At 49.2% G+C, this 23,351-nt stretch carries 22 protein-coding genes; 8 read left to right on the top strand and 14 right to left on the bottom strand.

Translation table 11 applies throughout. The features are described 5' to 3' along the window. Window positions 1–511 precede the first annotated feature (511 nt). Entirely contained in the window at window positions 512–1,687 is a 1,176-nt protein-coding gene (locus AC0L4K_RS02260; protein ID WP_417224915.1) for a L,D-transpeptidase family protein, read from the top strand. A 91-nt stretch (window positions 1,688–1,778) separates the two neighbouring features. On the opposite strand, the gene AC0L4K_RS02265 is transcribed toward AC0L4K_RS02260, so the two are convergent. The 10 genes from AC0L4K_RS02265 to aroQ form a co-directional block, all read right to left on the bottom strand. Continuing rightward, window positions 1,779–3,173 carry a L,D-transpeptidase Cds6 family protein gene (locus AC0L4K_RS02265; RefSeq protein WP_473268049.1) on the bottom strand — a complete coding sequence of 465 codons (1,395 nt, stop codon included), beginning with the start codon at window positions 3,171–3,173 and terminating at the stop codon, window positions 1,779–1,781. Between the two features lie 154 nt (window positions 3,174–3,327). Continuing rightward, the gene (purD, locus tag AC0L4K_RS02270) at window positions 3,328–4,611 is read right to left on the bottom strand and encodes a phosphoribosylamine--glycine ligase (RefSeq protein ID WP_473268050.1); all 1,284 of its coding nucleotides are present in this window, start codon (window positions 4,609–4,611) and stop codon (window positions 3,328–3,330) included. 74 nt (window positions 4,612–4,685) lie between these two features. Beyond that, window positions 4,686–6,269, bottom strand: coding sequence for a bifunctional phosphoribosylaminoimidazolecarboxamide formyltransferase/IMP cyclohydrolase (gene purH, locus AC0L4K_RS02275; RefSeq protein WP_473268051.1), 1,584 nt, complete (start codon window positions 6,267–6,269; stop codon window positions 4,686–4,688). Window positions 6,270–6,306: 37 nt separating this feature from the next. Then, window positions 6,307–6,597 (bottom strand): DNA-binding transcriptional regulator Fis, encoded by a 291-nt coding sequence (gene fis / locus AC0L4K_RS02280; protein WP_126158370.1) that lies wholly within the window; start codon window positions 6,595–6,597, stop codon window positions 6,307–6,309. A gap of 24 nt (window positions 6,598–6,621) precedes the next feature. Continuing rightward, on the bottom strand, window positions 6,622–7,626 hold the full coding sequence (gene dusB / locus AC0L4K_RS02285; RefSeq protein ID WP_473268052.1) for a tRNA dihydrouridine synthase DusB: 1,005 nt from the start codon (window positions 7,624–7,626) through the stop codon (window positions 6,622–6,624). Between the two features lie 230 nt (window positions 7,627–7,856). Continuing rightward, complete coding sequence (locus AC0L4K_RS02290; RefSeq protein WP_473268053.1) at window positions 7,857–9,011, bottom strand: zinc-ribbon and DUF3426 domain-containing protein; 1,155 nt, start codon at window positions 9,009–9,011, stop codon at window positions 7,857–7,859. Between the two features lie 12 nt (window positions 9,012–9,023). Then, entirely contained in the window at window positions 9,024–9,917 is an 894-nt protein-coding gene (gene prmA / locus AC0L4K_RS02295) for a 50S ribosomal protein L11 methyltransferase (RefSeq protein ID WP_417224903.1), read from the bottom strand. Window positions 9,918–10,020: 103 nt separating this feature from the next. Next, the gene (gene accC / locus AC0L4K_RS02300) at window positions 10,021–11,364 is read right to left on the bottom strand and encodes an acetyl-CoA carboxylase biotin carboxylase subunit (RefSeq protein WP_417224901.1); all 1,344 of its coding nucleotides are present in this window, start codon (window positions 11,362–11,364) and stop codon (window positions 10,021–10,023) included. A gap of 25 nt (window positions 11,365–11,389) precedes the next feature. After that, window positions 11,390–11,836 (bottom strand): acetyl-CoA carboxylase biotin carboxyl carrier protein, encoded by a 447-nt coding sequence (accB, locus tag AC0L4K_RS02305; protein ID WP_417224899.1) that lies wholly within the window; start codon window positions 11,834–11,836, stop codon window positions 11,390–11,392. Window positions 11,837–11,865: 29 nt separating this feature from the next. Continuing rightward, on the bottom strand, window positions 11,866–12,309 hold the full coding sequence (gene aroQ / locus AC0L4K_RS02310) for a type II 3-dehydroquinate dehydratase (RefSeq protein ID WP_417224897.1): 444 nt from the start codon (window positions 12,307–12,309) through the stop codon (window positions 11,866–11,868). Window positions 12,310–12,669: 360 nt separating this feature from the next. Between aroQ and AC0L4K_RS02315 the strand changes: the two genes are divergently transcribed. The 5 genes from AC0L4K_RS02315 (at window position 12,670) to AC0L4K_RS02335 (ending at window position 17,757) form a co-directional block, all read left to right on the top strand. Continuing rightward, window positions 12,670–13,713: a DUF2333 family protein gene (locus tag AC0L4K_RS02315; protein ID WP_473268054.1), complete on the top strand. Its 1,044-nt coding sequence runs from the start codon at window positions 12,670–12,672 to the stop codon at window positions 13,711–13,713. Between the two features lie 62 nt (window positions 13,714–13,775). After that, window positions 13,776–14,540, top strand: coding sequence for a ParA family protein (locus tag AC0L4K_RS02320; RefSeq protein WP_417224893.1), 765 nt, complete (start codon window positions 13,776–13,778; stop codon window positions 14,538–14,540). A 238-nt stretch (window positions 14,541–14,778) separates the two neighbouring features. Further along, window positions 14,779–15,405, top strand: coding sequence for a uracil phosphoribosyltransferase (gene upp / locus AC0L4K_RS02325; RefSeq protein ID WP_417224891.1), 627 nt, complete (start codon window positions 14,779–14,781; stop codon window positions 15,403–15,405). 11 nt (window positions 15,406–15,416) lie between these two features. Beyond that, a complete protein-coding gene (locus AC0L4K_RS02330; protein WP_417224889.1) occupies window positions 15,417–16,727 on the top strand; it encodes a uracil-xanthine permease family protein in 1,311 nt (436 codons plus the stop codon). A 178-nt stretch (window positions 16,728–16,905) separates the two neighbouring features. Further along, window positions 16,906–17,757, top strand: coding sequence for a 3-hydroxybutyryl-CoA dehydrogenase (locus AC0L4K_RS02335; RefSeq protein WP_417224887.1), 852 nt, complete (start codon window positions 16,906–16,908; stop codon window positions 17,755–17,757). Between the two features lie 124 nt (window positions 17,758–17,881). Here AC0L4K_RS02335 and AC0L4K_RS02340 read toward each other — a convergent pair whose 3' ends face one another. The 4 genes from AC0L4K_RS02340 to AC0L4K_RS02355 all read right to left on the bottom strand — a co-directional run bounded on the left by AC0L4K_RS02340 (window position 17,882) and on the right by AC0L4K_RS02355 (window position 21,562). Continuing rightward, window positions 17,882–18,415 (bottom strand): hypothetical protein, encoded by a 534-nt coding sequence (locus AC0L4K_RS02340; RefSeq protein ID WP_473268055.1) that lies wholly within the window; start codon window positions 18,413–18,415, stop codon window positions 17,882–17,884. A 78-nt stretch (window positions 18,416–18,493) separates the two neighbouring features. Continuing rightward, window positions 18,494–19,669 (bottom strand): vWA domain-containing protein, encoded by a 1,176-nt coding sequence (locus AC0L4K_RS02345; protein WP_417224883.1) that lies wholly within the window; start codon window positions 19,667–19,669, stop codon window positions 18,494–18,496. 21 nt (window positions 19,670–19,690) lie between these two features. Further along, the gene (locus AC0L4K_RS02350) at window positions 19,691–20,536 is read right to left on the bottom strand and encodes an AAA family ATPase (RefSeq protein WP_417224881.1); all 846 of its coding nucleotides are present in this window, start codon (window positions 20,534–20,536) and stop codon (window positions 19,691–19,693) included. Between the two features lie 111 nt (window positions 20,537–20,647). Then, the gene (locus AC0L4K_RS02355) at window positions 20,648–21,562 is read right to left on the bottom strand and encodes a DMT family transporter (RefSeq protein ID WP_473268056.1); all 915 of its coding nucleotides are present in this window, start codon (window positions 21,560–21,562) and stop codon (window positions 20,648–20,650) included. A 115-nt stretch (window positions 21,563–21,677) separates the two neighbouring features. On the opposite strand from AC0L4K_RS02355, the gene AC0L4K_RS02360 reads away from it, so the two are divergent. Both AC0L4K_RS02360 and AC0L4K_RS02365 read left to right on the top strand, forming a co-directional pair. Next, the gene (locus AC0L4K_RS02360; protein ID WP_417224877.1) at window positions 21,678–22,595 is read left to right on the top strand and encodes a LysR family transcriptional regulator; all 918 of its coding nucleotides are present in this window, start codon (window positions 21,678–21,680) and stop codon (window positions 22,593–22,595) included. 151 nt (window positions 22,596–22,746) lie between these two features. Then, a complete protein-coding gene (locus AC0L4K_RS02365) occupies window positions 22,747–23,346 on the top strand; it encodes a nitroreductase family protein (RefSeq protein WP_215952580.1) in 600 nt (199 codons plus the stop codon). The last annotated feature ends 5 nt before the right edge of the window (window positions 23,347–23,351 follow it).

The following is a 23,351-nucleotide window of genomic DNA, read 5'->3' on the forward strand; positions in this document are numbered from 1 at the left end:
TTTGAGTCGATTTATTGGTTGCTCTGCCTTTTGGATAGCACAGAGCGAAGTAAAGTTCAGCTTGCTCAGGAGTGGAAAAATAGTTTTAGCGTTGTGTCTTAGCCGGTGGCATCGTTTGCTGCAGCGCATTAATCATAGGACTGGCAAGGCTTCGGCGTGAAATTGATAGTCTGTAGGCCGAGGGTGCTAATGGGTAAAAAATATTTTTAAAAATCTTGCTGCTTGAATAAAGCAGAATACTTGCTACTTGTAAGAGCGAAAGGGATGATTTGCGTCTAAAATCTATGAATATGAATTAAATTGATGGATTTACTGGTTAAATGGTGTAAATCCTGATGTTCGACAAGGCTTCACCGAATATAATCTCTATCAGTCGGCGATTACAGCTGCAAATGCCTACTGTATAGGTATAATTCGATAAACTTCATTCATTTGTCAGTGTTAAAGGTTACCAATCTGAGTTATGAAAAACCTGCCTGTTGTATATTTGCTAAAGCCGCTTAGAAAAGCAGTGCTGGTATCTCTTTGTGGTTTGTTTCCCCTCGGTGTACATGCCGATACCGATACTCTAAGTCTCGATCAAGAAAGTCTTCTGCTAGCTAGTTTAGGTGACCTGCAGCAGAATCAGATGACCGGGGCGATGGATAAGTTACGTACCCTGATAAAAGAGCAGCCTGATTTTCGGCTGGCGCAATTGATCTATGCGGATCTGATGGCGGCTCAGGGAGGCACTCTGAGTGCTGTTGGTAATAATGGCCGCAGTGATAAGAAAACCTTGCAAGGGCTCATTTCAGAAGCGCGTGCACGTATGAGCGTCGACCGTTATAAGCCTCAGCCCGGCACCATTCCGGGTAGTTTGCTGCAGATGTCACCGAAGCAGAAACATGTCATTGTGATCGATACGAATTTGTCCCGTTTATATCTGTTTGAAAACAATAACGGTATGCCCCAGCTGATTAAAGACTATTACGTCTCTTATGGTCGGGGTGGGGTTGATAAGCGTAAGCGTGGTGATCTTAAGACGCCATTGGGTGTTTATTTCACTACCGGACGGCTCACCGATGATCAACTGCCGCCGCGTTATGGCACCGGTGCGTTGCCGATCAATTATCCTAATGCTTGGGATCAGCGCCTTGGCAACACTGGTAGCGGTATCTGGGTACATGGATCGCCTAAGGATACTTTTAGTCGTCCACCGCAAGCCAGTGAGGGCTGCCTATCACTGAGTAATAATCACTTCAGCGAATTGGATCAGATTGTCGACTTTACCGATACGCCGGTGTTGATTGGCACCCATTTCGAGTGGCTTGATCCGGACAGCTGGAAGCAAAAGAAGAAAGCCTTTACCGAGGTAGTCGACAGCTGGCGCAAAGATTGGGAAAGTCGTGATACCGATACCTATCTGACCCACTACTCAGAAAAATTCAATAATGGCAAAATGGGTTTCAACCGTTTTGCTCAGCATAAGCGCCGGGTTAATAGCAGCAAGTCATTTATTGATGTAGATATTGAGAATCTTAGTATTTATCAACATCCTGACAAACCCGATTTATTCGTGGCCACTTTTAAGCAGAACTATAAGAGTGATAACTATAGTGGTAGCAGCTTAAAGCGGCAGTACTGGGTTAAAGAAAATGGCCAATGGCGTATCGCCTATGAGGGTGATCCGCAGAAAGGTAAGCCTTAAGCGCAAGGCTTCATGTTAGCCGCAAATGATAGAGACAAAAAAACCGCCGATTGGCGGTTTTTTTGTCAGCGTAAGCTCGCTTATCTCAGTATTACAGGGTGGTTTCGGTCAGAATTTTCCAAATACCGTTTTCCTGAGTCAGGGTTAAAGTTTTATAAACGTCATCCTGATAGGTGTCAGATTGGTATTTCTGGCGGAACACTGAGCGCACTTTGCCATCACCGGCTTCAGCCAAGGAGATATCAGAGATCACCACTTTAATAAACGATGGTTTGCTCAGGCGTTGTTGGCGTCCCCAGACCCATTGCTTGTGGCTCACTGAAGCTGGGTCGGGTGAATAGCTGTCAGTATAGAAATCGAGGTAAGCCGGAACATTTTGCGCAGACCAACTGGTCGCCCAGTTAGTGATTGTTTGTAAAATTTCTGCTCGTACCGGTTCGCTTAGTACTTCACCGGCTTTGTTTTTCAGCTCAGCTTTGGCGACGGTCTTCGTTATAGCGACCGGTTTGGCGCTGGCGATTACGTCAGTTGCGGGCTTATCAGCGATAGGCGTAGGCACCGTTCCTTCAGATTGATCTCGTTCTTCTATGATCAATTTTGCCGCAGGTTTAGTGCTAACAGTGGCTTGGCTTGGCGCTGCGGCTTTAACTACGGGTTTGGCGACGGGCCTTACCGGTTGAGGCGTTGCTGTAGCCAGCACTGTTTGTGGTAAAGCTGGTTGATAGACCTGATCTAGAATGCCGAGACTGACACGATCAGGCTTTTTGTTACTACTGTTGAGATCCAATGCGCGGTTGTATGCTTGAGTCGCCATCGCAGAATAAACCGTTTTCAAGTTGCTTTGAACCTGAGCGTAGCTGGGATTGGTCTCAAACGCCTGTAACAACACTTCGACGGCTTTGTCATTATCACCTTGGCGGGCATAAACCACCGCAAGGTTGTTGTAAGGCTCGGGTGAATCGGGGTAAAGGTGGCTGAGTTTACGGAAAATATCAGCCGCTTCATTAAGCTTGTTTTGATTGATCAGTGAGATACCGTAGAGCAACCAACCGTTGGGGTCTTTTGGATTCGAGACGAGGTAATGGTTGACCTGATTAAATGCGCCTTGCAAGTCGCCTTTGCTTTGCAACTGTTTGGCTTGCTTTAACTCAGTGGCCAGTAATTGAGCATTAAACTCAATTTTTTGGCGTAGCTTATCTGATTCTGGTTGATTCTTTTTTAACGGCATTGCGCTTTGGGCCTGTTCTTCATCGGCCATCCAGCGGTTGAGTTCATTTAGCTTGGCTTCAATATCGTCCTGATTAGCCTGAAAGGTCTGAGATTTTGAACAGTCGTAACCATTCTTCGCGCCGGCACTTTGACAGAAGCTGTCTTGTTGCGAGGCTGCGCTGACTGAAACAGAGCCGGTTAACACACCGATCGCTAGTGCGAGGGTCAGTTTGCGGGTCTTAGCTAAACGTATTTGTCTGCTACCTTTCTTTGTCATCGGGGAGGTCCATTGTGGCATAATCAGGCACTATCGCTTTTCGTAACTTGCGATTATAACTGGAAAAAAGTTATGAGAAAGCCCTCAAAGGTCATATTGGTGAGATAAAAAAACAGCCACCATTGGGTGACTGTTTTTAGACTAGCGTGATTGTTTAGCTTTGTTCCCGGGCGATAGCCCGATAAGCGATGTCGTCACGGTAGTAAACTCCGTTCCAATCGATCTGCTTAACCAGCTCGTAAGCACGTTGCTGTGCTTCGGTAACGCTGTTGCCCAGTGCGGTTGCGCAAAGTACTCGACCACCGTTGGTAACCACCTGGCCATCTTTCATCGCCGTGCCAGCATGGAAGACTTTAGCGCCTTCTTCAGTGCTCTGTGGCAGACTGATGACGTCGCCTTTGGTGTAATCGCCTGGATAGCCGCCAGCGGCTAATACGACGCCTACGGCGCAACGAGTATCCCAGTCGGCGCTGGTTTGATCCAGCTTGCCATCTAATGCCGCACCGCACAGTTCGACGATGCTGGATTTTAGACGTAGCATAATGGGCTGAGTTTCTGGATCACCAAAGCGGCAGTTGTATTCAATCACTTTCGGTGTGCCGTCGGCCATAATCATCAGACCCGCATAAAGGAAACCAACATAGGTATTACCCTCGTCAGCCATGCCTTTAACCGTTGGCAGGATAACCTCAGCCATAATGCGCTGATCGATCTCAGGCGTTACAACCGGAGCGGGAGAGTAAGCCCCCATGCCGCCGGTATTTAGTCCGGTATCACCGTTGCCGGCCCGTTTGTGATCTTGGCTGGTGGCCATTGGCAGTACATTAGTGCCATCAACCATGACGATAAAGCTCGCTTCTTCGCCATCCAAGAACTCTTCGATGACGACGCGGTGTCCCGCTTCACCAAAGGCGTTACCTGCTAGCATATCCTGCACGGCGTCTTCCGCTTCTTGCAGCGTCATGGCGACAATCACGCCTTTACCGGCGGCTAGACCATCAGCTTTAACAACGATGGGCGCACCTTTTTCACGTAGATACGCTAAGGCTGGCTCAATTTCAGTAAAGTTTTGATAGTCGGCGGTAGGAATTTGCTGACGTTCGAGGAAATCTTTGGTGAACGCTTTTGAGCCTTCCAGTTGCGCCGCGCCTTTAGAGGGGCCGAAACAACGCAGACCTTCGCTGCTAAAACGATCAACAATACCTTCAACCAGTGGCGCTTCAGGGCCAATAATGGTCAGTGCAACGGCGTTGTCTTTAGCAAAGGCAACCAGTGCATCCTGATCCATGACGTCGATCGCCACGTTTTCAAGCTTAGGCTCGAGTGCCGTACCGGCATTACCCGGTGCAACAAATACTTTACTTACCTTGCTGTCTTTGGCCGCATGCCAGGCTAATGCGTGTTCGCGACCGCCGGAACCAATAACTAATACGTTCATATCTCTACCTTAATTCTGAAATCGTCCGATAACAAAAGAGCCAGATAAACTGGCTCTTGCTGTCGTCGCTGTGCTTAGTGGCGGAAGTGACGCATGCCGGTAAAGACCATCGCCATACCGTGTTCATTAGCCGCATTAATGACTTCCTGATCGCGCATTGAGCCGCCTGGCTGAATCACTGCTTTGATACCTGCCGCCGCAGCCGAATCGATACCGTCACGGAAGGGGAAGAACGCATCAGAGGCCATGACCGAACCTTTTACTTCCAAGCCTTCATCGGCCGCTTTAATACCGGCGATTCGAGCGCTGTAAACACGGCTCATCTGTCCCGCGCCTATACCGATGGTTTGACCCTCTTTGGCATAAACAATCGCGTTAGATTTAACAAACTTAGCCACTTCCCAGCAGAACAGCAGGTCACGAATCTCTTGTTCGGTTGGCTGTAAGGTGGTGACAACTTTCAGTTCGCTGACATCAACCATGCCGAGGTCTTGATCCTGAACCAGCAAGCCGCCATTAACGCGTTTGTAGTCGAAGCGTTTGGTGCGTTCAGTTGACCATTCGCCGCAAGCTAGCAAGCGAACATTAGGCTTAGCCGCAACGATATCCGATGCTTCTTGTGTGACTGATGGGGCGATAATCACTTCAACAAACTGACGATCAACGATCGCTTTAGCTGTTTCTGCATCCAATTCGCGGTTAAAGGCGATAATGCCACCAAAGGCTGAGGTTGGATCTGTTTGGTAGGCTTTGTTGTAAGCTTCCAACAGGTTGTCGCCAATCGCTACACCGCAAGGGTTAGCGTGTTTAACGATAACACAGGCCGGTTCTTTGAATGGTTTAACACATTCCAGCGCAGAATCAGTATCGGCCACGTTGTTGAATGACAGCGCCTTGCCCTGTAATTGACGTGCGGTCGAAACACTGGCTTCAGCTGGGTTAGACTCAACGTAGAAAGCCGCTTTTTGATGTGGGTTCTCGCCGTAACGCATCTCCTGCGCTTTAACAAATTGAGTGTTAAAGGTGCGCGGGAAATCAGCGGGCTCGTCAACGCTACCGTCAGTGATCGCACCGAGATAGTTAGCGATCATGCCATCATAAGCGGCAGTGTGTTCAAACGCCTGAACGGCTAGATCGAAACGGGTTGGGTGAGTCAGACCTTGGTTGGCATCTAGCTCAGCAATGATACGATCATAGTTGTCAGCAGTGACAACGATAGCAACGTCTTCATGGTTTTTAGCAGCAGAGCGAACCATGGTCGGTCCACCGATATCGATGTTTTCGATAGCCAGTGGCAGATCACAGTCTGGGCGAGCGATGGTTTGCTCGAATGGGTACAGGTTAACCACGACCATATCGATCGGGGTGATGCCGTGTTCATTCATAATGGCATCATCGATGCCGCGACGACCCAAGATACCACCGTGTACTTTGGGGTGTAGAGTCTTAACGCGGCCGTCCATCATTTCCGGGAAACCGGTATAGTCAGATACTTCAATAGCCGGAATATCGTTTTCTTTCAGCAGCTTGTATGTGCCACCAGTGGAAAGGATCTCAACACCGCGCTGGCTAAGTGCCTGGGCGAATTCAACGATACCTGATTTATCAGACACGCTGATCAGTGCGCGACGTACCGGAGTGATTTTCTGCTCTGCCATGGTTTTGTCTTCTGAGTTAAGGTTAAAAAATAGTCGTTTACAGCAGGCCGTACTGCTTTAGCTTTTTACGTAGCGTGCCGCGGTTTAAACCGAGCAGCTCGGAGGCTTTCGTTTGGTTGTCCCGGGTGTAGGTCATCACGGCTTCAAACAAAGGGGCTTCAATTTCAGCCAGTACCATTTGATACACGTCGGTGACAGGTTGTCCATCCAGCTGGCGAAAGTAGTTATGCATAGATACTTGTACGCTATCTCGCAAAGTGCGTTCCTGCACATCGATGTTTTCTATATGTGTTACTTGTGTATTCAATGTCTTGTTATCCACTTGCATCAACCTAAAAAATTGAACCGTTACTCAGGCAGCAGCGTCTGCTTTACCCGGTACGATGAAAAATGACCGGATCGCGTCTTGCTGATGTTCGGTTTCTTCTATCTGATTAAACTCTTTTCTAAATAGCTCTGGATCGTGTAATCGTTCTGCGCCCGGATTGTTTTTGAGGTACCAGCCGACATGTTTGCGGGCAATACGTATCCCGGCATAGTCGCCATAAAAACGGTACAGCGCAGACAGATGTTCCAAGAGCGTATCCCTGACTTCAACGGCGGTCGGGGAGGGTAGCATTTTGCCGGTCTGAAGGTAATGACTTATCTCACGGAAAATCCAAGGATTCCCCTGTGCGGGGCGGCCTAGCATCACCGCATCGGCACCGGTGTATTCGAGCACCTGGCGGGCTTTTTGCGGGCTGTTGATATCACCATTAGCAAACAGCGGAATATCGATAGCCTGACGAATACGGGCGATGGTGTCGTACTCGGCATCGCCCTTATAACCACAGGCCCGTGTCCGACCATGGACGGCCAATGCCTGAATACCTGAATCTTCAGCGATGCGGGCAATGGTTTCACCGTTACGGTTGTCGGTATCCCAACCCGTACGGATCTTCAATGTGACCGGCAGTTCCACGGCTGCAACCGTTGCCTGAAGGATCTCTTTGACCAGGGCTTCATCTTTCAATAGGGCGGAACCGGCAGCCTTGTTACAGACTTTTTTGGCGGGGCAGCCCATGTTGATATCGATGATATGCGCGCCATTGGCCGCATTGGCTCTGGCAGCCTCTGCCATCATCTCAGGATCACCACCGGCGATTTGGACGACATTGAGGCTATTATGGGTATCTTTCTGTAAACGGTAGCTGGACTTGCGGCTGTTCCATAGACGCGTATCAGAGGTGACCATCTCGGAAACCACCATGCCCGCGCCCAGTTGTTTGCACAACCGGCGGAATGGCAGGTCGGTTACACCGGCCATCGGCGCCAGAATAACCTGACTATCAATGGTGTGCTGTCCGATTTGAAACATGGCCAACCCCGAATTTAGAGAAATAGCTGCCTGTGGCTATCAAAATGATAACCCCGATACCGCTGTTTGGAAGGCGGACAATCATACTCTTTCAGGCGGGGAGGGCCAAGGATTTTTTGATGGTTTTTTGATCATATTGTTGTTGCAAAATGTGTTACAAAATGATCAGAAAGGGCTGGAGGGGCCGGTTTGGTTGCTGTTTTAGGGGTGTATAAATTTGGTGGTTGGGGCTATCGAGGGGCGTTGTTCGGCTGGGTAGGTTTGACTAAGGTAGCTTCATAACTGAGTGCTCTGCGGCCCGGATCGAGAATCTCAAACTCAATCTGTACCGAGCGTTTGGGGGATATTATCTGCGGTGCGGTGTGTGCTGTATCGAGGTACTCGGTTGGCTGAAAGGTTCGCTGGCTGACGGGTTGTCCGAGGCGATCTGAGAAGGATAGCAAAATCGCCGGGTAGGGTTGGGCGACATCCGCCAGATTTTCGAGTCGCAGATTCACCCTTAACGCGCCTTGAAAGTCGGGGTGTTGCCGTACCAATAGTTGTTGGGTCTTGATCTTGTCGAGCATGATGGGAGCATCGAGCTGACAGGGTAGATATTGGCAGGCATATTGATAGGCTGCAGATAGCTCGGAGTAAGCGCTGAGTGGCTGGCGGTTAAACCAGAGGTATTGCCCGAGCAGCAGTAAAACCGCGATCAACGTCAGTACTGTCCAGCCGCGGTGTGTTGCGGTGGGCGTTGCGGCACGATTGATAAATAGGGGTTCTGCCTGAAAGTCGGTTAAGGGGCGTATTGATTGTGTTGTGGGCTTAGGTGACGCATTGGTTGGCGTTATGCTTGCCGTAAGGGTATCGGTCAAGTCGGTTGTATTATTCGCTGCTGGCTGTTCAATGGCAACGGAAGGTTGTGCTGCGGTACTGATCGGTAATAGTTCGCTAACCGGCTGTTCTAGATCGATGTCGATGGTTGTTATTGTTGCAGCATCAGCATCAGCATCAGCATCAGCATTAGCGCTGAGTCCTATTGTATTCTCCGCGGCGAGAACGTCGTTATCGTCATCGAGTGGTTCGGGCAAAATCGGTTGAGCGCTGCTTGAAGGGTAGCGTTTATCGTCACCGCTAAGGTTATCAGGTGAGGTGAATAGAGCTACTTCGATCTGATCAAATAACGGGTCGTTATCGAGCGTGTCACTTAGGTCGTCCAGTTGATCAACCGGCCTTAAATCTATCTGAGGGTCGACCAGCGTATCGCAGCGATAGACCTGAGCATTAAAGACTTCAAGGCATTCGCCACAACGCACCTTGCCATGGGCAATTTTGAGTTGCCCGGGAGTGACCTGAAACCGTGTGGCACAGGTCGGGCACTCGGTGATGATGTTGTGGCTCATACTAGCGCCGGATTACCGTTTTATACCAGTAATGCGGATCCAGCCTTCTTTCTCAGTGACCGGATCTAGGTCGAAGTCTGGACTATACGCGGCACGTAGTTCTTCTTCCTGATCGGCCAACAATCCGGATAAGATTAGTTGCCCGCCAGACTTGCACAGGGCGGTCAGCGTTGGCGCCAGTTGTACCAGTGGTCCCGCTAGGATATTGGCAACGACCAGATCAGCCTGATCTTGTGGGGCTTTTTCGGGGAAGAATACCTGTAGCTTATCTTTAGATAGCTGATTACGTTGTAGGTTATCGAGACTGGCATCGAGGGCTTGAGGGTCGATATCCACTGCGGTTACATGTTCAGCGCCGAGCAGGAGCGCCGCAATACCGAGAATGCCGGAGCCGCAACCATAATCGACCACCTGTTTTCCATCCAGTGTTAGAGAATCGAGAAATTCAAGGCACAGTGCCGTGGTTGGGTGGGTGCCGGTACCGAATGCTAGACCGGGGTCTAGCATCAGATTAACCGCGTTGGGTTCAGGCACCTCTTTCCAGCTAGGACAAACCCAGAGGCGTTGACCAAACTTCATGGGATGATAATTATCCATCCACTCTCTTTCCCAATCTTTATCTTCGACGATTTCTGTTTTCATCGGTGGGAAAGGGGTATTAGGAAATAGCTGTTCGTGGGATTTTTTTAAGAAGACCTGAGTGGCGTCTAGGTCATGATCAGCGGAAAACAATCCAGTCAGTACGGTGTTTCTCCACAGGGGAGTGGTTCCCAGTTCTGGCTCAAAGATAGGGGTATCTTCTTTATCCTGTAGGGTGACAGCGGCGCAGCCAGCTGCAAGCAGTAGGTCTTCATACTGTTCGGCGTTATCTGGTAGGACATCCAGTTTAATCTGTAACCAGGGCATGACGTTTTCCTTATAACCTACGATATCTGTTCTTTATAACAAGAGGATCAAACGAAAAAAAGCCTCCAGTGGGAGGCTTTTCGCGGAAACTGGCATCAAATGATCAGTCCAGTCCCAGTTTCTTTTCCAAATAATGGATATTGACGCCGCCTTCAGCGAAGTGGGTGTCACGCACAATGATTTGATGCAGCGGGATATTACAACGAATCCCTTCTACCACCATTTCATCGAGAGCGATCTCCATACGACGCAATGCGGTTGCCCGGTCTTCACCATAGGTGATCAACTTGGCGATCAGTGAATCATAATGCGGCGGCACGGTATAACCGTTGTACAGATGCGAATCAACACGCACGCCAATACCGCCCGGCGCATGGAAATGATTCACTGTACCTGGGCAGGGCATAAAGGTTTTCGGATCTTCAGCGTTGATACGACACTCAATGGAGTGGCCTAGCAGCTTGACGTCTTCCTGTTTGAACGACAACGGCATGCCAGAGGCGATGCGCAGCTGTTCTTTAACGATATCGATACCAGTAACCATCTCGGATACAGGGTGTTCAACCTGAACACGGGTATTCATTTCGATAAAGTAAAAACGGCCATTTTCGTACAGGAATTCGAAGGTGCCAGCACCGCGATAGTTAATCGCTAGGCAGGCATCAACACAGCTTTTAAGCACTTCGGCACGGGCAACAGGGTCGATACCCGGTGCAGGAGCTTCTTCAACGACCTTCTGATGGCGGCGCTGCATTGAGCAGTCACGGTCATACAGGTGGATCGCATTGCCCTGTCCGTCAGATAGTACCTGAACTTCTACGTGGCGAGGGTTCTCGAGGAACTTCTCCATGTAGACGGTTTCGTCACCAAAAGCACCTTTCGCTTCGGATTTGGTTACATATACAGCGTTCAGCAAGCTCGCTTCGCTGTGTACTACTCGCATACCACGTCCACCACCACCGGCGGCCGCTTTGATAATGACGGGATAACCAATTCTGCGCGCGATTTCGATGATCTTGTCACCGTCTTCCGGTAGTTCACCGTCGGAGCCTGGTACGGTCGGTACGCCGGCTTTTTGCATCGCTTCAATCGCTGCGACTTTATCACCCATGATGCGGATGGTTTCCGCTTTCGGGCCGATAAAGGCAAAACCGCTTTTTTCCACCCGTTCAGCAAAATCAGCATTTTCAGCTAAGAAGCCGTAACCGGGATGGATACCCATCGCATCCGTCACTTCGGCAGCTGCGATGATGGCAGGAATGTTCAGGTAGCTTTGTGCAGACGCGGGTGGCCCGATACACACGGCTTCATCTGCGAGACGAACATGCATCAGATCACGATCCGCGGTGGAGTGGATCGCAACCGTTTTGATGCCGAGTTCTTTGCAGGCCCGGAGGATACGCAGTGCGATCTCTCCGCGGTTGGCAATAACAACTTTTTCTAGCATGTTGAGAACCTGTCTGGTGGATAGCTTAAACGATGATTACCAGTGGCTGATCAAATTCAACCGGTTGGCCGTCTTCGACCAAGATAGCTTCTACAACACCGGAACGGTCAGCTTCAATTTGGTTCATCATCTTCATCGCTTCAACGATGCAGATTGGGTCGCCTTCTTTCACGGTTTGGCCAACTTCAATAAAAGAAGGTGAGCTTGGTGATGGTGAGCGGTAGAACGTACCAACCATCGGCGAAAGAACAGCCTGACCATTGTAGGCAGGTGCGGCAGCAGCAACCGGTGCTACTGGCGCAGCGACAGGCGCAGCAACCGGTGCCGGAGCGGCTGCAACAGGTGCAGGTGCTGCCAGAACGGTGGTGCCGCGGCTGATGCGTACAGACTCTTCGCCTTCTTTAATTTCTATTTCGTTGATGTTGGATTCTTCCAACAACTCAATCAGTTTTTTTACTTTGCGAATATCCATACTAATGAAATTCTCTATCAATTCAGATGTTAAAGTTTGTCAATCCGGCTGAATGCGGATTGTAATGCAAATTCATAACCCTGGACGCCCAGTCCGCAGATAACGCCCACCGCCACATCAGAAAGATAGGAGTGGTGACGGAACGCTTCGCGGGCGTGCACATTGGAGATATGGATCTCTATAAAAGGGATCGCCACACCTAATAGTGCATCACGCAAGGCAACACTCGTATGAGTGAATGCTGCTGGGTTGATCAGTATAAAATCCACCTGTTCGACACGGGCCTGATGGATCCGTTCAATCAATACATGCTCAGCGTTACTTTGCAGGCACTCAATTTGGTGACCTGCTTGCTCAGCAAGGGTAGTAAGGCGTTGGTTAACGTCCTGCAATGTCGCAGCGCCATAAACCTCTGGCTCGCGAGTACCGAGCAGATTTAGGTTGGGGCCGTTAAGAAGCAGTATTTTAGCCATTAAATAAGCCTATAATGACGTACAATTACGTCCGATGGATATAAAAGTGAGTAGTTTGCCGGAAAAGCTAAACTGTGTAAACAGCTTTACTACTTATTGTGTTTTATCATCAGTTTTGCCGACGTTGTGGCTGGTTTCTGATCATAATTTGATTTAGTTTCGTCTATATGACGGTATTAATTGGCTCTTTTCTTGATCTTCTGTCGGTGTTTAGTCGCGCTGTTTTGAGGATCGGATAAATACCGCTGTATCAATGGTAGTATAATGTTCCATTATTTACAGGCGACGGGCATTGACCCGTTGGGTCAAATCGGACATATTGCGGTGCAATAAAAGCGCGTTTACGTTAAAGGATATACCATGGATATGTTACAGCGGTTGTGGTTCTCATGTTGGGATAAACTGACAGGCACTGTAGGCCGTGTGAGATTGTTACGGCCGATATTGGCGCTGGTTGGTCTCTATCTGCTGGTGAGTGTTGGTCTCGGTATTTGGTGGAGCCAAGAGCCGGCCCCTTTTACTATTGAACCGCTAGTGGTTCAGAGCGCCGATGGTCAATCGCAAAAGGTTATCGGTTCGGCCACCGTTTCAACCTTGATTAAGATTACCGATACGTTACTGCAAAAGCAGGGCGGTTATTTATCGAACGACCGTACTCCTCCGGGTATTTGGTTGGATAATATCCCTAACTGGGAATTTGGTGTGCTGGTGCAAGCACGGGATATGTCTCGGGCCATGCGGAAAGATTTTAGCCGGTCACAGTCTCAGTCTACTGAAGATGTCGATCTTAAAGCCGCCGAGCCACTGCTGCACTTTGATAGCGATAGCTGGGTGTTGCCTTCCAGTGAAGGTGAATATAAGAAAGCTTTGAAATACTTGCGTGCCTATGAGGTGCGTCTGTCTGATCCGCAACAGCAGGATGCACAGTTTTATTCCCGTGCCGATAACCTGCGCGGTTGGCTGGCGGATGTGTCTACTCGCTTAGGCAGCTTATCTCAGCGGTTGAGTGCCAGTGTTGGCCAGAAACGAGTGAATACTGATTTGGCGGGCGAATCCAGTGCGCGTCAGTCCACCGATAATGCCGGTGACCGGGAAGTTAAAACGGGCTTCCTTGAGATTGATGATGTCTTTTATGAAGCACGCGGCACAGCTTGGGCATTGATTCATCTGCTGCAAGCGGTTGAAGTGGATTTTGCCGATGCGTTGGAAAAGAAAAATGCGTTGATCAGCCTGCGACAGATTATTCGTGAGTTGGAAGCGACTCAGGGCACCGTCTGGAGTCCGATGATTCTCAACGGTAACGAGTTCGGATTGTTGGCGAACCATTCGTTAGTGATGGCCTCTTATATCTCCCGTGCTAACGCTGCCATTATCGATCTGCGCTCACTCTTAGAGCAGGGTTGATCGCTAGAAAGATCGATTGATCCTGTATCTGTGTCGCGGTGGTTAAGTAAAAGGAAAGACGTATGATTCGAGTTGTCTTTAATCAGAAGGGTGGCGTGGGTAAGTCCAGTATTAGTACTAACTTGGCCGCCATCAGTGCCAGTCAGGGAAAGCGGACACTGGTGATTGATTTAGACTCCCAATGTAACACTAGTCATTATTTACTGGGCGACCAGGTGAATGAGACGGTTGGTGATATTAACGATTTTTTTGAGCAGACACTGAGCTTTCAGGTGCGTCCTAAAGCAATAACGGAGTTTATTCATCCGACTGCGTATGAAAATCTGCATCTGTTGCCCTCAAATCCTGAGCTGGGGGATCTGCATTCTAAGTTGGAAGCGAAGCATAAGATCTACAAGTTGCGGGATGCGCTACAAGATTTGGATCAGTACGATGCGGTCTATATTGATACGCCGCCCGCGTTTAATTTTTATACGCTGTCAGCGCTGTGTGCCGCCGATAGCTGTTTGATTCCATTTGACTGTGATGAGTTCTCTCGTCAGGCGCTCTATAGTCTGATGTACAATGTGCAGGAAACGCAGCAGGATCATAATAAAAAACTCGTCATTGAAGGGATTGTGGTCAATCAGTACCAGCCTCGTGCGAATGCCTCAAAGACCATCGTTGAAACCCTGCAAGACGATAACCTACCGGTATTAAATGCGAAGATCTCTTCATCAGTGAAGATGAAAGAGTCTCATAATGAGTGTGTCCCGCTGATTCACTTTGCCCCCAAGCATAAGCTTACCTTAGAGTTTATCGCGCTCTATGACGAGTTAAACGCCTAGCTAAGGTGTTACCCCGCCATCCACAATAAACGTATCGTTGATGCGTTTATTGAGAGCTGTTTCCTCATGGTTGTTTATAAAATCGATCCGGTTAGCCTTCTGCTGCCTATTTTGTGACGTCCGTCTAAGACTTTCTCTTAAGCTCAAGGTATTATATTGCAAATTTTTTAGGCTCAGTGCGGTGGTGTGCCATCGGTTGACGCTTTCGTTCTTCGTCGCTTTAAAAAGAGACTTCAGCATGCGTATACATGAAATTAACCACCCTTTGGTAAAACATAAAATTAGTCTGATGCGGGCCGCGGATATCAGCACCCGAGCATTTCGTCAGCTGGCCGCAGAAGTGGGCGCTTTGTTGACCTATGAAGCGACTAAAGACCTGAAAACAGAAAGCTATCAGTTTGAAGGCTGGTGCGGTGAGATGACTGGCGAACAGATTAAAGGCAAAAAGGTTACGGTTGTGCCTATTTTGCGGGCCGGTATCGGTATGCTCGATGGTGTGCTGGATCTTATTCCGAGCGCCAAAATCAGCGTAGTCGGCCTATATCGCGATGAAGAAACGTTGCAACCGGTGACCTACTTCGAACGTTTGACCAGTGATATGGAAGAACGGCTCGCGCTGGTGATCGATCCAATGCTGGCAACAGGTGGCTCGATGAATGCTACCATCGATATGTTAAAACAGTCCGGTTGTCAGGATATTAAAGCCCTCGTATTAGTGGCTGCGCCTGAAGGCATCAAAGCGGTCAATGAGGCACATCCGGATGTCGAGTTGTATACCGCGGCGATCGATAGCCACCTTAATGAACAGGGTTATATTATTCCGGGCTTAGGCGATGCCGGCGATAAGATCTTTGGCACTAAATAAAGGAATCTCTGATGAACCGGAAGATGAGCGAAACCCTCGACGGTAATGAACCACTCTGGCGAACGATACTAGCCGGTTCACAAATGTTGTTTGTCGCCTTTGGTGCGCTGGTGCTGATGCCTCTGCTCACGGGCATGGACCCGAGTGTGGCACTGTTTACCGCAGGTTTTGGTACGCTGTTGTTTCAAGTGGTCACCAAGGGCCAGGTGCCGGTATTTCTGGCGTCGTCATTTGCCTTTATCGCGCCAATTATTTACAGCACCACGACCTGGGGCATGCCTGCAACCTTAGGGGCGCTGTTCTGTGCTGGCTTGGTGTATATGCTGTTGGCGCTGGCGGTAAAGTTCCGCGGTGTGGGCTTTTTACACCGGGTTCTACCCCCTGTTGTGGTCGGTCCCGTCATTATGGTGATTGGCTTAGGGCTAGCACCGGTGGCGGTGAATATGGCGATGGGTAAAGCCGGAGACGGTAGCATCGAACTGTTTCCCTATGTCGATTCGATGATCGTGTCGATGTCTGCATTAGCGACAACTCTGCTGGTTGCGACCTTTGGTAAAGGGATCTTCCGTTTACTGCCGATTATGGCGGGGGTTGTGGTGGGTTATCTGATGGCTAACTTCTTCGGCATGGTGAATTATCAAGTCGTTGCCGATGCTGCCTTCATCGCGGTGCCTGCGTTCGTTCTGCCTGAATTCAACTGGCAAGCGATTCTGTTTATGATTCCGGTAGCGATTGCACCGGCGGTTGAGCATGTGGGCGATCTGTTGGCCATTGGCCATGTGACCGGAAAAGATTATATTAAAAAACCGGGTCTGCACCGCACACTGTTTGGTGATGGCTTGGCCACGTCGGCAGCGGCACTGTTTGGTGGACCACCGAATACCACCTATTCTGAAGTGACTGGTGCGGTTATGCTAACCCGTTCATTTAATCCGATGATCATGGTCTGGGCTGGGGTGTTTGCTATCCTGCTGGCGTTTGTGGCTAAGTTCGGCATCCTGTTACAAACCATTCCCTCTCCGGTAATGGGCGGTATTCTGATTCTGTTGTTTGGCTCCATTGCCGCGGTGGGTTTGAATACCCTGATTAAAGCCCGTGTTGATCTAGCCGAGCAGCGTAACCTCGTGATCGTAGCAACCACCTTAGTGTTTGGTATCGGCGGTATGGTGGTCGGTCAGGGTGAATTCAGTATGCAGGGCGTTAGCCTCTGTGGTGTTGTGGCTATTCTGCTTAACCTGTTGTTGCCGGGTCATAAACCTGAAGCGGATGATCTGCATGAAGAGCAGGGTGTGGTCGATGACCTGATTGATCATGTGAAGTGATCCACTTTAACGCTTAATTCGGCTCTTGATACGGGGCTGAATCTAGGCTAAGAGAAAACCGGCGAGAGTCGGTTTTTTTGTCAATAACATAAGCATAGGGGTATTCCCTTATTTTGTGATTGAAATTTGGCGCTAATGATGGAACACTGTGGGCTGATTTTAAGAGGATAAACGCGATATGAAGATTAACAGTTTTGGTGTAGTCGGTGCCGGCCAGATGGGTGGTGGTATTGCTCAGGTAGCTGCCTGTTCTGGTTTCGACGTAGTGTTGTATGATCTGAATGATCCCGCTTTGGAGCGAGGCATTAAGGCCATCAATTCCAGTTTGGCGCGGATGGTGAATAAAGAGAAGCTGACGCAGGCGGAAGCGGATCAGGCGTTGGCACGCATCAAACTGACAACCGATATGGCGGATATGGCTGCAACTGGTATCGTGGTAGAAGCGGCCAGTGAAGATGAAGAGATTAAAAAAACCATCTTCCGTAAGCTCGACGAAGTCTGTCAGCCAGAGACGATTTTGGCGACCAACACCTCATCTATCTCTATTACGCGTTTGGCCGCGGTGACTTCCCGCCCGGGTAAAGTGATCGGTATGCACTTTATGAACCCTGTGCCGATGATGCAGTTAGTGGAAATCATCCGCGCGCTGCAAACCGATGATGCGGTGTTTGATGCGGTACAGCAGTTGTCGCTGGAGATGAGCAAAGTGCCGGTGGATGTTAAAGATGCGCCGGGTTTTGTTTCCAACCGCATTCTGATGCCGATGATCAATGAAGCCGTGTTTTGCCGTTATGAGAATCTGGCAACCGCAGAAGAGATCGATACGGTGATGAAGCTAGGGATGAGTCACCCGATGGGGCCGTTGGCACTGGCGGATCTGATCGGTCTAGACACCTGTTTGAGCATTATGAATGTGCTCTATGATAACTTTAAAGACTCCAAGTACCGTCCTTGCCCACTGCTGGTACAGATGGTGGATGCCGGTTATATGGGCCGTAAGAGCGGTCGCGGATTTTACACCTACGACTGAGTTTTTATGTCGGTGATTCGTTGAAATGTGTTGGATTTGTGTAGGTACTGATGAAGCATGAATCGCACCGGTTGTTCGTATAGCCGATGGTGCGGTTCGCAAAGCTCACCAGCACTCTACGACGTTACGGCGCAAAAGCCTGTTTAATTTTTGCCTGATCTACATGCTTGGCTGAATCCGAGATAGCTGATCTGACTGCGGTATTGGCGACTAAATCCTTGATGGGGAGCTTGACGATCAGTGCGATGGCTTTCTGTATCGCCCGAGGGTCGGTGTGCAAGGCGGTTTTAGATTCGTTATAGCAGTCTTCGACCATGAGCCGGGTAATGAGTGCCCCGAACTCTTTTTTGGATGCCAGTAGATCCTCGGCTGAAATCTGGCTATAGGCGGTTAGTTCTGGGTGGGTCGACATTGAGAAAAACATCCATTTTACCAGTGCTTTCCGCTCTTTGCCGGTTAACGAGTCGACGAAGCAGGTTTCGAGCGCTTGAGCATGGGCCGTGATCGGCAGCATCAAACAGAGGCTCGTCATCAGTGTTAAAGCAAACGCCGGTATGATGTGTTTCAAAGTCAATAACCCCGTTTTTGGCCAATCAATATCGTAGCGACTGTCAGCGATGCAGGATTGATCGATGCCTGTGGATAAGATAGTCAGCATACCCGCCCAGTCGCAGCAAAGAAAGTTGGCTTAGCGGCAGAAAAGCCGCATTAGCCATAGAAATGCGAGAGGCTGCGGTTATTTCGACAGATGACGGATGCCATCTTCTAACCCTTCCAGTGTTAGGGGGAACATTTTCTGATCTAATATCGTTTTGATCATCTGGGTGCTGGCAGTGTAATCCCAGTAGCGTTGATGGCTGGGGTTAAGCCAGATGGCTTTATCCCAGGTATCGAGAATCCGTCTTAGCCAGACCTCGCCCGCTTCTGGATTACGGTGTTCGACACTGCCAAACCGTTCGGTGACCTCATAGGGTGCCATCGCGGCATCGCCAACAAAGATCACCCGATAATCGCGGCCATAGGTGTGCAGCAGATCGAAGGTATCGATATGCTCGTTCCAGCGACGTTTGTTATCTTTCCAGACGCGCTCATAAACACAGTTATGAAAATAGAAATACTCTAGGTGTTTAAACTCGGTGCGGGCCGCTGAAAACAGTTGTTCGCATTGACGAATGTACGGGTCCATCGAGCCACCGACATCAAAAAATATCAGTACCTTGGCGGCGTTATGCCGTTCCGGTACCATTTTTAGATCGAGGTAGCCGGCATTATTGGCGGTAGAACGGATGGTGTCATCGAGGTCTAATTCATCGGCGGCGCCGGTGCGGGCAAACTTACGCAGCTTGCGCAGGGCGACTTTGAGGTTGCGGGTGCCCAACTCAACACTGTCATCGAGATCGCGAAATATCCGCTTTTCCCATACCTTGGCCGCCCGCTTATGTTTACTTTCTCCGCCGATACGCACCCCTTCGGGGTTATAGCCACTGTGACCAAACGGCGAGGTGCCGCCAGTACCGATCCATTTGTTACCCCCAGAGTGACGTTCTTTTTGTTCCTCAAAGCGTTTAGCGAGGGTTTCCATCAGCTTATCTAATCCGCCGAGTTTCTCGATTTCGGCTTTATCTTCATCGCTGAGGTTGCGGATAAAGTCGGCGTCCAGCCATTGCTCGGGGATTAGGTTGTCGAATGGATCGGGTAGCTCGGCGAGACCTTTGAAGTAGTGGCCAAAGGCGAGGTCGAAACGGTCGAAATATTTTTCATCCTTCACCATGCAGGTGCGCGCCAGTAGATAGAAATCATCCCAGTTGGCAAACGCCAGATGATTTTCCAGAGCCTCGAGCAGCATTAACAACTCTTTAATGGAAACGGGCACCTGAGCTTTGCGCAGGGTGTAGAAAAAATCGACTAGCATCGCGATACTCCCAGAACTGGCTTAACGGCTTCCACGGCGGGCCATAAAGGCCAGTCGTTGTAGCATATGAACGTCTTGTTCATTTTTCAGCAAGGCACCATAGAGAGGCGGAATCGCTTGGCTGGCATCACGGCTTTGCAGCAATTCGAGGGAAATGTTATCGGCCAGTAGTAGTTTCAACCAGTCGATCAGCTCCGACGTGGAAGGTTTTTTCTTCAGGCCGTTGACCTCCCGTACCTGAAAGAATACTTCGAGTGCTTCATTCACCAGCGACTTTTGGATATCCGGGAAGTGGACATCAACGATCTGCTTCATGGTCTCGGCATCGGGGAAGTTAATATAGTGGAAGAAACAGCGGCGCAGGAACGCGTCGGGCAGTTCTTTTTCGTTGTTGCTGGTGATGATGATAATGGGACGGTGTTTCGCGACCACGGTTTCGCCGGTTTCGTAAACACTGAATTCCATCTTGTCGAGTTCGACCAATAGGTCATTGGGGAACTCAATATCGGCTTTATCGATCTCATCAATCAGCAGTACGACCTGCTCATCGGCATCAAAGGCTTCCCAGAGCATCCCTTTACGGATGTAATTCTTTATATCATGCACCCGATCATCACCGAGTTGGGAGTCTCTTAGACGGGATACGGCATCGTATTCATACAATCCCTGCTGGGCTTTGGTGGTCGATTTAATATGCCAGCGCAGTAATTTTTTACCAAAGGCTAACGCCACTTCATCGGCGAGCATGGTTTTACCGGTGCCAGGCTCACCTTTGATCAGTAGGGGGCGTTGCAGTGTGGCGGCGGCATTAACGGCCATTCGCAGGTCATCCGTTGCAACATAGCGCTCAGTACCTTCAAATTTCATCTGACTTAACCTCTGAGAAAACTGTTACCAAAGAGGAATATCTTAGCAGAAAAATAGTATCGGGATATGGGCTCTAATTGACTATTTAGGACAATAAACCCTACATCTAGGCTATGCGGTATGGGGCGAACGTTGCTCTTTTTGTACCAGTAACATGGCGATAATAACAAGCACAATGCCGGGTATTAGTGGCCATTGTAGCGATGTAGAGCCCATCAATATATTTAGGATTACCACGAACAAAGGGGTTAAAAAGCTATAGGCTGCCACTTGAGTTGCGCCCAAGATAAGCGTGCCGAGTTGTAATAAGAAAAAACTGACTAAGGTGGTGAAGATAGCCAGATATAAAATGCCCAGATAAACATTCATATCGACGGCGCGCCACTCAATAGCGGCTAAGCTAGGAAGTGATAGTAACAGTAGCCAGAAGCCGCCAATCGATATCACCCAGAATGTCATTACTTCCATCGGCTCGCCAGCATAAAATTTTCGTATCAGTGGGTTATAGGCTCCCATAAATAAGCAGCCGAGTATAAATAGGAGGTCTCCGCGATTCAGTTGTAGTTGCAGCAAGCTGCTTATATCGCCCCGTACGATAATCCACAGGGCGCCTAAGGTGCCCAGTAGTAAACCGGCTGCTCGGCGTTTGCTAGTTTTTTCTCGGTTGATAAGAAACACATAGAATGCGGTCATCGCGGGCACCGTGGTATAGATGGCACCGGTATTGAGTGCGCTGGTATAGCGTAGCGCTTCAAACATACACCAGAAAAACACCACTAAAGGGATGCTTAAAACAGCATACCCGAGCAATTGCTTACCTTTTGGGCGGTGCCAGCCGTTTTTAACGAAAACATAGGGTGCGAACATCAGTGCGGCCAGCAGAAAACGGATAAACATCATTACCTCGGGAGGCAGGGCGGTGGTAATGAGTGCGCCAACAGGAAATGAGCTGGCGATAAGCGCGACCATCAATAGCATCAGCAAGTGAATCACAACGCGGGGTGTCTGTTGGAATGGGTTGTTCATAAGGCGCTCTATGCAAAGGGATCTGAGGCTTGCTAGGTTAACTTGTTTTTAATTAGCTGATAATCTGTGTTTTTGGACAATAACTGTTGAATAAAAGCGAACAAAGGTTGGTGTGATGGATACGATTGCTGCAATTCCCGTTTTTGTTGCTGTGGTTCAGTATGGTGGATTTTCCCCTGCGGCTCGCTTTTTGGGTATCTCTAAATCGGCGGTGAGCAAGCGTATTACGTTGTTAGAGCAGCAACTGGGGGTCAAATTATTGCATCGGACAACGCGAAAGCTGAGCTTAACGGAGGTGGGGGAACGTTATTTTGAGCATGCGCTTAAAGCGACCGAGGCCGCCCGTGATGCAGAAGATGCAGTGGCCCAACTTCAGGGGGAGCCGCAGGGACGTTTACGAATAAATTCACCGATGTCGTTTGGCCGGTTGCATATGGCACCGATGATCCCTGAATTTTTAAAACGCTATCCCAAAATCAGTATCGACCTGGTGATGGATGATAAACGACTCGAGATGGTGAGTGGCGGGTTTGATATCGCCATTCGTGGTGGTGAATTATCGGATTCTAGCCTGATTGCCCGTCGACTTGGCCGTTTTAACAGTGTTTTATGTGCCTCTCCTGAATATCTAGAGACTCAGGGTTATCCGTTAGTACTGGATGACCTGTTAGAGCATAACTGTCTCTCTTTTAGTTACTCCAATGATGTGCGTGAATGGCACTTTACGAAAGATAACCAGCGGCAGTCGGTAATGGTGTCGGGTAACTATCAGGTTAATAACAGTGAGGCGTTGCAGGAAGCGGTGCTTAGAGGGTTGGGTATTGCGCGCTTACCGACCTTTGTGGCTGGGCCGGATATTCGCGCTGGCAGACTGGTGGTCTTGTTTCCTGAATATCAGATGCCGGTGCAGGATTATAACGCGGTGTTTATTGAGCGACAGTATATGCCTGCGAAGGTGCGGGTATTTTTAGATTTTGCCATCGAGTATTTTGGCAGTGAGACGCCCTATTGGGAGCAGGGTATCGCTATCTAACGCAGTATTGTTGTCTTTTGCTCAACATTGTTTTTATTTTAAGAGTGGTTATTAATCATTAATAAACAATCTAATCTATTTGTCAGATGTGGTGATCACGGCGTTGAGTGGTGACACCTTTAATAATCGATCAATAGATGAGGGTTTAATAATGGAATTTTTTGCAACCGTTGCAGCACGTCGCGCGATCAAACACTATGCCGATAAACCGGTGACTGAAGCTGACTTTGAACGCATCATGCAGGCAGTATTGCTTTCACCTACTTCATATAATATTCAGCATTGGCGGTTTGTTCGGGTCACTGATTCGCAACTACGTACTGAACTTCAGGCTGCTGCTTGGGGACAAACACAGATAACCGAGGCTGCTGAGTTGGTGATTGTGTGTGCTGACACTCAAGCCTGGTCAGATAACCCTCAGCGTTATTGGGCCAATGCTCCGGCGGATGTGCAGGCGATGATGTTGCCTATGCTGGCCTCTTTTTATCAGGGCAAAGGGTTGTTACAGCGTGATGAGGCGATGCGTTCTAGCGGAATGGCGGCACAAACCTTTATGTTGGCGGCTAAGGCCTTGGGATATGATACTTGCCCTATGATCGGTTTTGATAATGAGCGGGTGGCTGAGATGGTTAATTTACCCGCAGGCCATGTGATCAGTATGTTCATCACGCTTGGTTCGGCGGACAAGCCTGCAAACCCAAGGGCTGGGCAAATCCCGCTGACCGAGGTATTAATTGAAAACCGCTTTTAATGTTG

This window comes from Amphritea sp. GJ51-11, assembly GCF_055808735.1.